This is a genomic window from Polyangium mundeleinium (assembly GCF_028369105.1).
In the GTDB taxonomy this organism is placed as follows: Bacteria; Myxococcota_A; Polyangia; order Polyangiales; family Polyangiaceae; genus Polyangium; species Polyangium mundeleinium.
In genome coordinates, this window is sequence record NZ_JAQNDO010000001.1 from 6,774,225 (window position 1) to 6,787,545 (window position 13,321).

Sequence of the window (13,321 nt, forward strand, 5' to 3'; positions counted from 1 at the left end):
CACCGGCCCGTTGGAAGAACTGCGCGCTGCGCAGTTCTTCCACCTTCGGTCCAGGCCGTGCCTGGTCCGGGTCGAGGGGCGGACAGCCCCCGCGGGGCCCGGGGCAGCGCCCCGGCGCGACGTCACAGGCGGCCCCCGCTTCCGCCCCCGCCCGCTTGGGTGTAGCGTCGCCTCCCGCGATGAACGACGATCAGACTCCAGCCCCAAAAGCAGCCTTGCCTGCCGCTTCCGAGCCGCCTCATGCCATGGCTGACGAGCCAAGCATCGTCGGTGCCTTCCAGGTCCACGCCGAGGCTGCGGCCATGGCTGCGGCCGATGCTGCCGCGGACGCCGCAGCCGCGGCTGCGGCCCCCGGCGCGGCTGCGCCCGGTGCCCATGCCGACGGACACGCGCACGGCGGGGATGGCCACGGACACGGACATGGACATGGACACGGACATGCGCCGGGCGCGCTCCCCGGGCTCGTCCTCGCGGCGCTCGGCGTCGTCTTTGGCGACATCGGCACGAGCCCCCTCTACGCTGTCAAGGAGTGCGTCACCGCGCCCCATGGGGTCCAGGCCAGCGCCGAGAACGTGCTTGGCCTCCTCTCCCTCATGTTCTGGTCCCTCTCCATGGTGGTCGCGGTGAAATATCTCACCTTCGTCCTCCGGGCGGACAACGAGGGCGAGGGCGGGACCATGGCGCTGCTTGCGCTCGTGCCCGAGAAGCTTCGGCCGAAGAACAAGACGCACATCGGGTGGATCGCGGGCCTCGTGCTCTTTGGGGCCTCGCTCCTCTACGGCGACGGCGTCATCACCCCGGCCATCAGCGTCCTCAGCGCGGTCGAGGGCCTCGCGGTCGGCGCGAGCTCCCTCAAGCCGGCGGTCTTGCCGATCTCCGTCGTCATCTTGCTCGGCCTCTTCTGGGTCCAGAAGCGCGGCACCGCCGGGATCGGCAAGGTCTTCGGGCCGATCATGATCCTCTGGTTCCTCACGCTCGGGGGCCTCGGGGCGTATTACGTCGTCAAGAACCCCGCCGTCCTCGCGGCCATGAACCCCGCGTACGCCGTCACGTTTTTCCTCACCAACAAGTGGCATGCGTTCGTCATCCTCGGCTCCGTCGTCCTCTGCGTGACCGGCGGCGAGGCGCTCTACGCGGACATGGGGCATTTCGGCCGCAAGCCGATCACGTATGCCTGGTACGGCATGGTCATGCCGTCGCTGGCCTTGAACTACTTCGGCCAGGGCGCGCTCCTCCTCCAGCACCCGGAGGCCGCCGCGAACCCGTTTTTCTCCCTCGTCCCCAAGGGCCCGGCCACGTATGCGCTCGTCGCCCTCGCCACGGCGGCTGCCGTCATCGCCTCGCAGGCCATGATCTCCGGCGCCTACTCCCTCACGCGGCAGGGCGTCCAGCTCGGCTTCCTCCCGCGTGTCCAGGTCAAGCACACCTCCTCGGAGACCGAGGGGCAGATCTACATCCCCGAGGTGAACTGGGCCCTGTTCGCCGCGTGTATGGTGCTCGTCCTCTCCTTCCGGGAGTCGTCGAAGCTCGCCTCGGCGTACGGCCTCGCCGTGACTGGCTCCATGACCATCACGTCGATCGTCTTTTTCGTCGTCGTGCGGGAGCGCTGGCACTGGTCGCTCGCGAAGGCGCTGCCCCTGCTCTTGCTCTTCCTCACGTTTGATCTCGCGTTCCTGGGCGCGAACCTCCTCAAGTTCTTCGATGGCGGTTACGTGCCGTTCCTCATCGCCTCGATGATCTTCGTCTGCATGGCGATCTGGCGGAAGGGCCGCACGCTGCTCGGCCAGGAGTTCAAGAAGCGCACCCGGCCGCTCTCCGAGGTGCTGGAGGAGCTGCGCACCGGCAAGACGGCCGCCCGCGTGGACGGCGCCGCGGTCTTCCTCTCGTCGAGCGCCGAGGAGGCGCCGCCCGTCCTGCTCCACCACGTCAGCCGCAGCAAGGCGCTCCAGAAGGTCGTCCTGCTCGTGACCGTGATCCCCGAGCGGATCCCGCGCGTGCCGCCGGAGCAGCGGGTCGAGGCCTCGCTCATCGCCGACGATTTCTACCGGATCATCTTCCGCTCCGGTTTCATGGAAGACACGAACGTGCCGGTGCTGCTCGCCGTGGCCAAGGCCAAGCTCGGCCTGCGGATCGAGCCCGACGAGACGACGTACTACCTCGGCCGGGAGACCCTGCTCGCCACGGGCCGGGGGAAGATGGACAAGGTGTCGGAGACCGTCTTCGGTTTCCTGTCGCGCAACGCGACCGGGGCGACGAACTTCTTCAACCTGCCGCCCGAGCGCGTCGTCGAGCTCGGCATGCAGCTCGATCTTTGATGCCCGCGTGTCCCCTGGGGTAACCTCGGGGGACATGAGCGAATCCCTCGCCGAACGAATCCTGTCCCGCCCTCTGCGCTCCATCCACGACGTGCTCGCCGTGATGGAGATGATCGACGGCGCCCTGCCGAGCTCCGACGGCGTCCACGCCTTCAACGAGCTCTATTCCTTCGTGACGGACCGCATCCGGCAGGAGCTCGATCGGGGGCGGTTCTCGACGCCCGTGCTGCTGGAGGAGCTCGACGTGGTGTTCGCGGCCCTCTACTTCGACGCGTTCGTCGCCGAGCTCCGCGCCCCGGGCTCGTCGCCGCGCGCCTGGCAGCCGCTCTTCGAGGCCCGGCACGAGCGCTCGATCGCCCGGCTCCAGCACGCCCTCTGCGGCATGAACGCGCACATCAACCACGACCTCGCGATCGCCGTGGTGGAGACGTGCACCCGCAAGAGCATCGAGCCGCGGCGCGGGACGGGGTTTTTTGATGATTACCTCGTCATCAACGAGATCCTGGAGGACGCGGAGAAGGTCGCGACGAAAAAACTCGCGACGGGCGTCCTGCGGGAGGTCGAGGAGGCCCTCGGCCGGGTGGACAACATGATGGCGATATGGAGCGTGCGGAAGGCGCGGGACGCCGCGTGGGCGAACGCCGAGGTGCTCTGGGCCATCCGCGGCAACGATCTGCTCTACGAGGGCTTCCTCCAGACGATCGACCGCATGGCGGGGTTTGCCGGTCGGGGGCTCTTGCTTCCGCGGGGTCTCGGGGGAGAACCAGGGACGTGAACACGGAAGGCATGGGGACACGTGGGGGCAAGGCGCGCGGGGGCCGGCGGGAGGCGGCCGAGACCACCTGGTTGCATCCGCTGAACCCCGAGGCCGGGATGACGCCGATGCCGACCGATCCGCGCGAGGTCGACGCAGCGCTCCGGGCCGGGAAGCTTTCCCTGCGGCTCACGCCCTATTACGGGTTTCGGTACGGCGAGCGGGGCGTCCGGTTCACGCGCAGCGACAGCGCGTTCCTCGCGACGTTGCCCGAGCACCAGGAGGCCACGATCCAGCGGCAGGTCGAGTGGCTCGCCGGGGTGCTCTCGAACCGCGGGATGCCGAGCCTCCTGCTCGAACAGCACCTGCGGGTGCTCGGCCGGGAGCTCTCGCGGGCCGTGCCGGAGAAACGTGACTTTTATCGCGCGCTCTTCGTGGCGGCGGATGGGCTGCGCGCGCGGCGGGTGGGGCTCTTGCCGGAGAGCGCGGGCAGGCCCATCGCGGAGGCGTTCCCGGCGGCCGCGGGGCTGCCGAACACGTGGCGCGCGCGGGGGACGGGGCACCTCCTCGTCGCGGCGGTGGCCGACGAGCGGGCGGGCATGCCGAACGCGGTGCCGAGCATCGAGGCGTTTTTCCTCGACCCGGCGAGGTTCCCGCCGCGCTTCGTCGCGGCTGCTCGGGAGACGATCGCGCGGGCGCGGGGCGCTTGACGAGCGAGCGCGTCCTCGAATGGGCCGTACGTCCCCTTTCGATCGCCGGCGCGGCGCGCCACGTTCCGGGGAGAGGGGGAGCCCATGGCCAGGACGAATCTCCGCGCTTCACTCGACCTCCCGTACGACGAGGCGCTGGCGAAAATCCCCCAGCTCCTGAAGGACGTCGGATTCGGCGTCCTCACGCGGATCGACATCGACGAGGCGCTGCGCGCCCGGCTCGGCGTGCCTTTCCGGCGGTACACGATCTTCGGCGCGTGTAACCCCGTGCTCGCGCATCGGGCGCTGCTCGCCGATCCAGATGTCGGCATTCTCCTGCCTTGCAATCTCGCCGTGTACGAGGAAGACGACGCCCGGACGATCGTGGTGATCATGGATCCGCTGGAATCGCTCGCCGACGACGAGGAGGCGGCGCTGCGCGAGGTCGCGGCCGAAGCGCGGACGAAGCTCAACCACTTGCTTTATTGCCTCGCGAAGGTGAGCCGCCGGGCCGCTTGACGGGAGCTTCTTTCGGCCGGTACCTTCGGCGCCGAAAGGAGCTTTCTTTCATGACGAGCAGGACCTGGACCGCGGACGCCCTCCGGGACCACCTCCAGAAGGCCGTGTACCTGGAGCTGTGGACCATCCCGATCTACCTCACGGCTGCGTATTCGTTGCAGGTGCCGGGCACTTCCGCCTCGACCCCGCCGACGCTCACGCCCGTGCGCAGCCCGAAGAACCCGAACCGGAGCCGCGAGCAGCTCGCGTTCAACGACATCTATTCGGTCGTGGTGCAGGAGATGCTGCACCTCGAGATCGCCGCGAACCTCTACAATGCGCTCTTCGCCGGGAAGGGGGATTCGCCGAAGTTCACGGGCCCGTGGGCGCCGCGGTACGATCGGGGGTTCCCGCCCTGGATCGGGGGGAAGGTGCCGGTGCAGCTCGGGCCGGTGAACGACGCGCAGCTTCGTTTGATGACGGCGATCGAGACCCCGGAGCCGAAATCGGACGGGCCCGCGAACGGGCCCGAAGACGTCTACGACTCCATCGGCCAGTTTTACAAGGCCATCGATCAGGGCGTGGAGCAGCTCTGGAGCAGCCTCTACGATCCGAACGCCGATCACCGGCAAAAGAGCGAGTTCGCCGATCCGAAATACCCGGGCGACGATTACACGGGCTTCTCCGCGACGATCGGCGGCGATAGCCAGACGGCGCGGGCCCAGGCGGACAAGGCGATCAAGGCGATCGTCGACCAGGGGGAGGGGAGCATCGGCCCCTTCATCGAGCCGGACCTGCGGCCCGAGGACGGATCCGACGTCCAGGACCGCTTCAGCCATTTCGGCCGCTTCCGCATGGTGCAGGTGATGCTGAACGCGGGCGGCGCGTTCAAGACGTACCCGACGAGCGGGGGCGCGGACCTCGACGCCGCGCAGAAGGCGCTGAACGAGACCTACACGGCCCTCTTGTACGCGCTGGAGAAGGGCTTCGCTGGAGGCGCCGACCTCGACCTCGGCCCGATGTGGGACCTGCCCGGCAAGATCGTCGCCGTCTGGGCCGCCGGGGGCGTGCCCGCGTTCCAGCCCCTCGACAGCTCCGACGCCGCGCGCTGACCGAGCGCTCCGACCCTGGCGAACGTCCTTCGCACGTTCTCGTCCACACAACCATTGACGACGCTCCCAAAGTCGGATACTTCGTACGCGAAACTTTCTCGCGCGAGGGATCCAGCTCATGGCGAACGAGCTTCGTTTCGATGGAAAAGTGGCGATCGTCACCGGTGCGGGCAATGGGCTCGGGCGTGCGCACGCGCTCCTGCTCGCGAGCCGCGGGGCCAAGGTCGTGGTCAACGATCTCGGCGGCGGCCGGCACGGCGGAGGCACGAGCTCCGAGGCGGCGGACAAGGTCGTCGCCGAGATCAAGGCGGCCGGCGGCGAGGCCGTCGCGAACTACGATTCGGTGGAGAACGGCGGCAAGATCGTGCAGAGCGCGATCGACGCGTTCGGCCGCATCGACATCGTGATCAACAACGCCGGCATCCTGCGGGACGTCACGTTCCACAAGATGACCGAGGAGGACTGGGAGCTCATCTACCGCGTGCACGTGCTCGGCAGCTTCCGCGTCGCGCACGCGGCGTGGCCGCACATGCGCGACCAGGGCTACGGCCGCATCATCTTCACGTCGTCGGCGGCCGGCATCTACGGCAACTTCGGGCAGGCGAACTATTCGATGGCCAAGCTCGGCCTCGTCGGCCTCTCGAACACGCTGGCGCTCGAAGGCAAGAAGAAGAACGTCCTCGTCAACACGATCGCGCCGCTCGCCGGCTCGCGCCTGACGGAGACGGTGCTGCCGAAGGAGCTCATCGACGCGCTCAAGCCCGAGTACGTGAGCCCGCTCGTGGCCTACCTGTGTCACGAGAGCTCGACGGAGACGGGCGGGCTCTTCGAGGTCGGCGGCGGCTTCTTCGCGAAGCTGCGCTGGGAGCGCGCCGAGGGCAAGACGGTGCGGCTCGGGCGCGAGATCAAGCTCGAGGACATCCAGAAGAGCTGGGGCGCGATCGCCGGCTTCGACAAGACCACGCACCCGGCCGAGATCAACCAGTCGATGGGCCCGGTCATGGCGAACGTGCAGGCCGGCCCGGCCAAGGGCGGCAATGACCTCATCGACGTCGATCAGGCGCTCGGCTACGAGTATCCGGCGGTTCATTCGAGCTACGACGAGCGGGATCTCTCGATCTACGCGCTCGGCGTCGGCGCGGCGGAGAACCCGCTCGACGACAAGGAGCTGCGCTACGTCTACGAGCTACACGGGCAGGGGTTCGCCCCGCTGCCGACGTATGGCGTGGTGCCTGCGCTCAAGGCGCTGATGGATCTCGCGAAGCAAGGCAAGACCGCGCCGGGCATGAACTACGGGCTCGATCGGCTGCTGCACGGCGAGCAGTACCTGGAGCTCACGCGCCCGCTGCCGGCGCACGCGAAGCTCACGCACAAGGCCAAGATCAAGGAGATCTGGGACAAGGGCAAGAACGCGCTGGTCGTCACGGAGATCCGCAGCACGGACGAGTCGGGCGAGGAGATCGTGCGCAACGAGAGCACGGCCGTCATCCGCGGCGCGGGCGGCTGGGGCGGCGAGCGCGGGCCTTCGTCGGACATCAACGTCCCGCCGGAGCGCGCGCCGGACGCGACGATCGAGCAGAAGATCCCCGAGAACCAGGCGCTTTTGTATCGCCTCTCCGGCGACTGGAACCCGCTCCACGCCGACCCGAGCTTCGCCACGGCGTTCGGCTTCTCGAAGCCGATCCTGCACGGGCTCTGCACGTTCGGCTACGCCGCGCGGCACGTGATCCACAGCTTCGCGGGCGGCGACGCGCGCAAGTTCAAGAGCATCAAGGTGCGCTTCGCGGACAGCGTGTTCCCGGGCGAGACCGTGGTGACCGAGATGTGGAAGGAGAACGACGAGCGCATCGTGTTCCGTTGCAAGGTCAAGGAGCGCGACAAGGTCGTCATCTCGAACGCGGCGATCACGCTCTGGAAGGAGATTCCGCAGCCGAAGGCGAAGCCCGCGGCGGCGGCGGCTGCGGCAGCGCCCGCGAAGGCGGCCGAGGATCCGGCCGGCGACGTGTTCATCGGGATCCGCGATTACGTCGAGAAAAACCCGGCGGTCGTCGAGAAGGTGAAGACCATCTTCCAGTTCGAGCTCAAGGGCCCGGACGCGACCTGGACGATCGATCTGAAGAACGGCAAGGGCGCGGTCTTCCAGGGCGCGGGCGCGGACAAGGCCGACACGGTGCTGGAGATCGCGTCGTCGGATTGGCTCGCGATGGCCACGGGGCAAGCCGATCCGCAGAAGCTCTACTTCGAGGGCAAGCTCAAGATCTCGGGCAACGTGATGGCCTCGCAGAAGCTCGGCTTCATGAAGAAGATCGATCCCGAGCAGGCCAAGGCTGCCATCGCCGCGCACAAGGCGAAGGCCGCCGGCGGCTCGGTGGCGGCTCCGGCGGCGGCGGCGCCCGCGAAGGCGGCCGAGGATCTGGCCGGCGACGTGTTCATCGGGATCCGCGATTACGTCGAGAAAAACCCGGCGGTCGTCGAGAAGGTGAAGACCATCTTCCAGTTCGAGCTCAAGGGCCCGGACGCGACGTGGACGATCGACCTGAAGAACGGCAAGGGCGCGGTCTTCCAGGGCGCGGGCGCGGACAAGGCCGATACGGTGCTGGAGATCGCGTCGTCGGATTGGCTCGCGATGGCCACGGGGCAAGCCGATCCGCAGAAGCTCTACTTCGAGGGCAAGCTCAAGATCTCGGGCAACGTGATGGCCTCGCAGAAGCTCGGCTTCATGAAGAAGATCGATCCCGAGCAGGCCAAGGCTGCCATCGCCGCGCACAAGGCGAAGGCCGCGAGCGGCGAGGTGAAGGCCGCGGCGGCTCCGCAGGCGGCTGCGGCGCCGAAGGGGCCGGGCGCTGCGGCGGTCTTTGATGCGCTGAAGGAGCGTCTGGCGAAGTCGCCCGAGCTCGCGAAGGAGGTCGACGCCGTCATCGAATTCCGGCTGACGGAGGGCGACTGGCACGTCGACTTCACGGGTGGCAAGACGACGGTGGCGATCGGTCGGGCGACGAATCCGGCGGCGGTGCTCACGCTCTCGACGGAGGACTTCGTCGCGTTCGTGGCGGGCAAGGAGCAGGATGCGCGGCTCTTCCAGACGGGCCGCCTGCGGGTCGACGGCGACGTGCGGGTCGCCTCGAACCGGTTGCATTTCTTGAAGGGGCTCTTGGGTTAAGGGGCTTGGGGCGTAGCTCGGCTTGTCCGAGCTACGCCCCCATCGAAGACTACGCGCGTTCGCAGAAGGAGGCTCAAATGGGCAGGCGAGTCAACGTCATCGGCGTCGGAATGGTGAAGTTCCAGAAGCCCGGCGCCAGCGAAGAATACAACGTGATGGCCGCGAAGGCCGCGCGCACGGCCCTCGCGGACGCGGGCGTCGATTACAAGGACGTCGAGCAGGCGTACGCGGGGTACGTCTTCGGCGACAGCACGTGCGGGCAGCGGGCGGTCTACGAGGTCGGCCTGACGGGCATTCCCGTCATCAACGTGAACAACAACTGCTCGACGGGCTCGACGGCGCTCTACCTCGGCCGGCAGGCCATCGAGGGGGGCCTGGCCGAGTGTGTGCTCGTCGTCGGGTTCGAGCAGATGGAGAAGGGCGCGCTCGGCTCGAAGTGGGGCGATCGGACGAGCCCGATGGACAAACACGCGGACGTGATGAACCGCGTGCAGGGCTTCAACCAGTCGCCGCCGACGGCGCAGATGTTCGGCGGCGCGGGGCGTGAGTACCGCTGGAAGTACGGCGCGAAGCGCGAGACGTTCGGCAAGGTCGCGGAGAAGGCCCGCAAGCACGCGAGCAAGAACCCGTTTGCCCTGTTCAACGAGGTGCTCTCGCTCGAGCAGATCATGGCCTCGCCCGAGGTCTTCGACCCGCTGACGCGTTTCCAGTGCTGCCCGCCCACGTGCGGCGCGGCGGCGGCGATCCTCTGCTCGGAGGACTTCGCCCGGAAGAAGGGCATTTCCGGCTCCATCTACATCGCGGCGCAGTCGATGACGACGGATTACGCGTCGAGCTTCGGCGACAGCATGATCAAGATGATCGGCTACGACATGGCGAAGGCGGCCGCCGACCAGGTCTACGCGAAATCGGGGCTCGGGCCCGAGGACGTGCAGGTGGTGGAGCTGCACGACTGCTTCACGGCGAACGAGGTCGTGACGTACGAGGCGCTCGGCCTCTGCAAGGAGGGCGAGGCGGAGAAGTTCATCGAGGAAGGGAACAACACGTACGGCGGCAAGTACGTGACGAACCCGTCGGGCGGCCTGCTCTCGAAGGGCCATCCGCTCGGGGCGACCGGTCTCGCGCAATGCACCGAGCTCGTCTGGCAGCTCCGCGGCACGGCCGACGCGCGCCAGGTCGAGGGGGCGAAGGTCGCACTCCAGCACAACCTGGGCCTCGGCGGGGCCTGCGTCGTGACGATGTACCGCAAGGACTGACCGACCCGAAACCATCCGGGACGAAGGAGGCCGCGCTCGAAAGGGCGCGGCCTTCGTCGTTTCGAAGGCCCGGCGCGCCCCCTGTGGCGGGGAGACGACACCCGGACCCGAGCGCCCCTGTCGAGAAATGGCGACACCAGGACAGACGCGCCGTGGCGTGCGCGCGACACCAAAGCAGGGTGCTGCCCGCGCGCGTGGACGGCGAGGCGCACGATTCCAGGGGAATTGCGCAGTTTCAGCCATCCGGCATCCATCTTGCTCTGCATGAAGGTCGAGATGAACGAAACGACGACCCCCATGGTATCGATGATGGAGACGCTCTCCCACTGGCATTTCCGCCGCATCGAGGAGTGCTCGACGCTGCTTCAATGGCTGGATCCGCAGCCCGGGGAGCGGGTCCTCGACATCGGCTGCGGCGACGGGTATTACGACGCCCGCATCGCGGCGCGGGGCGCGCACGTGGTGGGCGTGGACATCCACGAAAAACGTCTGGCCAAGGCGCAACGCAAGCACCGGAGCGAGCGGACGGACTACCAATTCATGGACGCCGAGGAGCTCGGCTTCGAGCGCGACTCGTTCGACAAGGTGATCTCGTTCTGCGTCATCGAGCATTTCCGGAACGAGGACCGCGTGCTCGAACACGTGAACCGCGTCCTCCGGCCCGGCGGCAGGCTTTTTCTCTCGGCCGACAGCCTGTCGAACCCCGAGGTCACGGACGCGGAGCGCGAGGCGCATCGGCGCAGGTACGCGGTGAACAACTTTTATACCGTGGACCACCTGCGCGAAAAACTCGGCCGGGCCGGGCTCGAGCTCGAGCGGTACCATTACATCCTCACGACGCCGCTCACGCTCGCGCTGGCGCGGCTCTCGTGGAAGCTCGACGATCTGCCGCCTTTCCTCATGCCGCTGCACGGGATCGGGTATGCGGCACTCGGGACGCTCGGCAAGATCATCTCGGATTTCGCCGAGGATCATGCGCGGCGACCGGACAGCGGGCTGACGCTCCTGGCCGAGGCGCGGAGGATCTGACAATGTGAAGACCTCCACGGGGGCATGCCATGCGAAGCGTCGTCTTTCTCTTTGGGTTCCTCGCCGCCGGGGCGATCACCTCGGCGGCGTCGGCCGAACCGCCGCGGGCCACCAGAAAGACACACGTTCCCCGCTTTCGAGTCGCCCATTTTGGGACCCTCTCAGGCGCCTTCGAGAACAACGGCGGCACCATGGTGCACGGCGTCGAGTTCTCGTACGCGGCGAAGACGCACCTCCGGATCGGCGGCGCCTTGGTGCTCCCGGTATGGGCGTCCGCGCCTGACTATTGCTTCGTCCCCTCGTACGGGTTCGGCGAATGCAGCTACAACTCGTACGGGCTCCGCGGCTTCGCGGAGCTCCACGCGGTTCCTGGGTTCAACATCGATCCGTGGATTCGCGCTGGCATCGGACATCTCGTCCACACCTCGCGGTACGACGGCCTGGAGATCAAATTCACCCTGCCCGACATCGCGGCCTTCGCCTCCGCCGGCCTCGACATCAACGTGGGCCCGGTGTTCCTGAGCGGCTACGTCGAGGCGTCCGCGTTCGCCGGCGAGCAGGCCCAGCTCGCGGGCGGCGGCGCGCGCATCGGTGGTCAGTTCGACGGCCCCAAACGTTCGCCCGCGAAGACCCCGGAGACCGAGGACGAACGTTACCCTCTCGCGCACCGCCCCCGCCCCCAGCGGTGGAAGGTGGGCCCCTTCGTCGAATACCGAAGGACGCTCGCGGGCGACGGGTCCACGTTCACCTACGGCGTCGATGTTTCGTACGAAGTGGTCCCGCATTTCCGGCTGGGCGGGTCTGTGGTGTTGCCGTTCGTCGCCCGGCCGGGCCACACGTGTTACACGACCGGCGACGACAGCTCGGAGGATTGCACGTACAACTCCTTCGGCTTGATCCATTTCGCCGAGGTCCACGGGTCGACGGACGCCCTCCTCGATCCCTGGCTCCGCGCAGGAATGGGGACGATGCTTCACACCTCGTACAACGGCTTCGTCAAGCTCCACGCGACCGAGCCGGATTTGCAATTCTTCGCTTCGTCCGGCCTCGACCTGAACCTGGGAACGGCCTACGTCGGGGCCCATGCGACGATCGCGGCCTTCGTGGGGCACCACGGGCACGTCGCGGGCGGCGGCGCGCACCTGGGCGGTCGATTCTGAGGAAACGGGCCGCGTGGCCTACCGCATGAGGCGCTCGAACACCGCGGCGAACCTGTCGGCCGCCGTCTCCGAGGAGAACTCGCTCGGCGCCGGGACGGGGGAGGGCAGGGCGCGTGTCGCGCGGAATCGCTCGAAATGCGCCGAGAGGGACGCGACGAGCGCGTCGATGTCGCCGGGGCGGATGCGCTTGTTGTCGGGCCGGTGCGCGAGCAATTCGTCGACCTCGGGGTTTTCCGTGATGGAGACGATCGGCATGCCCGAGGCGATGTAATCGTACGTCTTCGCCGCGATCCGCAACATGACGCGCGGATCCACCATGGAAAGCAGCACGTGGGCGCAGCGGAGCTCGCCGAGCAGGGCGCGCTGCGGGATGGGCGGGGCGAATTCGACGAAGTCCGAGAGCCCCATGCGAGCCACCTCGGCGTGCTCGTACGCCGTGGCGCGGCCGATCTGCCGCAGGACGAGATCCGCGGGCGTGAGCTTTTCCCGGTCGATGATGCGGCGGAGCGCCTGGCCGATGTCGTCGACGCGTGTCTCGGCGCGCAAGGTGCCGGTGTGCAGGATCGTGAACCGCGAGGGCGGCTCGGGCGACGCGGGGGCGGGGTCGTAGAGCGACGCGTCGAAATGGTTCCGGACGAATGACGATTTGCCGACGAGGAACGGATAACGCTCCTGGTATGCGGCGAGGGCGCGGCGCGTGTTCAGGACGACGTGGTCGGCGCGCGCGAGGATGCGGCGTTCGAGGGCGGCGACGAGCTGGTGGCGGCCCCACTCGGCGGCGCCCTGCGGCGGCGCGGCGCCGGACTCGTGCAGGCCCCAGGGGTCGCGAAAGTCGAGCACGAGGGGTAGGCCGAGCGCGCGGGCGACCGAGACGCCGGAAGGGACGGCCGAGAAGGGGCCGGCTGTGACGACGACCGCGGAGACGCCCTCCTGGCGGGCGATCCGCTTGGCCTCGCGAGCGCCGTGAAGCGCGTGGATCGTCCAGTGGTCGGTCACGGACTGGAAGGGCCGGAGGCCCTCGATGGGGCGGAGCGGCCCGGGGGACTTCTTCGGTCGGGGCAGGCGCGCCGAGAGGGCGCGGAGCGCGTCCGTCGCCTGGAGCAAGCGCGGATCGAGGTACACGTCGTGCACCGACACCTCGGGCGGGACGGCGGCGAGGAGGTCGGGATCACGGGCGGCGTCGGGGAAGGTGCCGGTGACGACGACGGGGCGAAAGCCGCGACGAACGAGGGTCCGAGCGAGCTTGACCCAGCGATAGGCGCCGACGGCCGCCTGGGGCGCGAAGTACGGGGCGAGGAGGAGGAACGAGCGCACGCGAAGACGGCTTTCTCCGAAGCGGGGGCGTCTT

The 13,321-nt window shown here is 68.3% G+C and carries 10 protein-coding genes; 9 read left to right on the forward strand and 1 reads right to left on the reverse strand.

Annotation, left to right across the window (positions count from 1 at the left end; all coding sequences use genetic code 11):
* Window positions 1-245 precede the first annotated feature (245 nt).
* From POL67_RS26790 to POL67_RS26830, 9 genes are all read left to right on the forward strand, one after another.
* Window positions 246-2,315 carry a potassium transporter Kup gene (locus POL67_RS26790; protein WP_271922035.1) on the forward strand — a complete coding sequence of 690 codons (2,070 nt, stop codon included), beginning with the start codon at window positions 246-248 and terminating at the stop codon, window positions 2,313-2,315.
* A 34-nt stretch (window positions 2,316-2,349) separates the two neighbouring features.
* Entirely contained in the window at window positions 2,350-3,090 is a 741-nt protein-coding gene (locus POL67_RS26795) for a DUF5995 family protein (protein ID WP_271922037.1), read from the forward strand.
* The gene (locus POL67_RS26800; protein ID WP_271922039.1) at window positions 3,087-3,779 is read left to right on the forward strand and encodes a hypothetical protein; all 693 of its coding nucleotides are present in this window, start codon (window positions 3,087-3,089) and stop codon (window positions 3,777-3,779) included. The genes POL67_RS26795 and POL67_RS26800 overlap by 4 nt, the downstream gene beginning before the upstream one ends.
* 84 nt (window positions 3,780-3,863) lie before the next feature.
* Complete coding sequence (locus POL67_RS26805) at window positions 3,864-4,277, forward strand: DUF302 domain-containing protein (RefSeq protein WP_271922041.1); 414 nt, start codon at window positions 3,864-3,866, stop codon at window positions 4,275-4,277.
* Between the two features lie 50 nt (window positions 4,278-4,327).
* On the forward strand, window positions 4,328-5,368 hold the full coding sequence (locus POL67_RS26810; protein WP_271922043.1) for a ferritin-like domain-containing protein: 1,041 nt from the start codon (window positions 4,328-4,330) through the stop codon (window positions 5,366-5,368).
* A 118-nt stretch (window positions 5,369-5,486) separates the two neighbouring features.
* Window positions 5,487-8,528, forward strand: a complete 3,042-nt coding sequence (locus tag POL67_RS26815; RefSeq protein ID WP_271922045.1) for a peroxisomal multifunctional enzyme type 2 — start codon at window positions 5,487-5,489, stop codon at window positions 8,526-8,528.
* Window positions 8,529-8,605: 77 nt separating this feature from the next.
* Entirely contained in the window at window positions 8,606-9,784 is a 1,179-nt protein-coding gene (locus POL67_RS26820; protein ID WP_271922046.1) for a lipid-transfer protein, read from the forward strand.
* A gap of 276 nt (window positions 9,785-10,060) precedes the next feature.
* Window positions 10,061-10,813, forward strand: a complete 753-nt coding sequence (locus POL67_RS26825) for a class I SAM-dependent methyltransferase (protein ID WP_271922048.1) — start codon at window positions 10,061-10,063, stop codon at window positions 10,811-10,813.
* 29 nt (window positions 10,814-10,842) lie between these two features.
* Window positions 10,843-11,973: a hypothetical protein gene (locus tag POL67_RS26830; RefSeq protein ID WP_271922051.1), complete on the forward strand. Its 1,131-nt coding sequence runs from the start codon at window positions 10,843-10,845 to the stop codon at window positions 11,971-11,973.
* A gap of 18 nt (window positions 11,974-11,991) precedes the next feature.
* Here POL67_RS26830 and POL67_RS26835 read toward each other — a convergent pair whose 3' ends face one another.
* The gene (locus POL67_RS26835; RefSeq protein WP_271922053.1) at window positions 11,992-13,287 is read right to left on the reverse strand and encodes a glycosyltransferase; all 1,296 of its coding nucleotides are present in this window, start codon (window positions 13,285-13,287) and stop codon (window positions 11,992-11,994) included.
* Between the last annotated feature and the right edge of the window lie 34 nt (window positions 13,288-13,321).

Excerpts from the sequence above, each read along its gene's own strand:
- POL67_RS26790 (WP_271922035.1), top strand. The coding sequence starts at position 246 with ATGGCTGACGAGCCAAGCATCGTCGGTGCCTTCCAGGTCCACGCCGAG.
- POL67_RS26795 (WP_271922037.1), top strand. The coding sequence starts at position 2,350 with ATGAGCGAATCCCTCGCCGAACGAATCCTGTCCCGCCCTCTGCGCTCC.
- POL67_RS26805 (WP_271922041.1), top strand. The coding sequence starts at position 3,864 with ATGGCCAGGACGAATCTCCGCGCTTCACTCGACCTCCCGTACGACGAG.
- POL67_RS26810 (WP_271922043.1), top strand. The coding sequence starts at position 4,328 with ATGACGAGCAGGACCTGGACCGCGGACGCCCTCCGGGACCACCTCCAG.
- POL67_RS26815 (WP_271922045.1), top strand. The coding sequence starts at position 5,487 with ATGGCGAACGAGCTTCGTTTCGATGGAAAAGTGGCGATCGTCACCGGT.
- POL67_RS26820 (WP_271922046.1), top strand. The coding sequence starts at position 8,606 with ATGGGCAGGCGAGTCAACGTCATCGGCGTCGGAATGGTGAAGTTCCAG.
- POL67_RS26825 (WP_271922048.1), top strand. The coding sequence starts at position 10,061 with ATGAACGAAACGACGACCCCCATGGTATCGATGATGGAGACGCTCTCC.
- POL67_RS26830 (WP_271922051.1), top strand. The coding sequence starts at position 10,843 with ATGCGAAGCGTCGTCTTTCTCTTTGGGTTCCTCGCCGCCGGGGCGATC.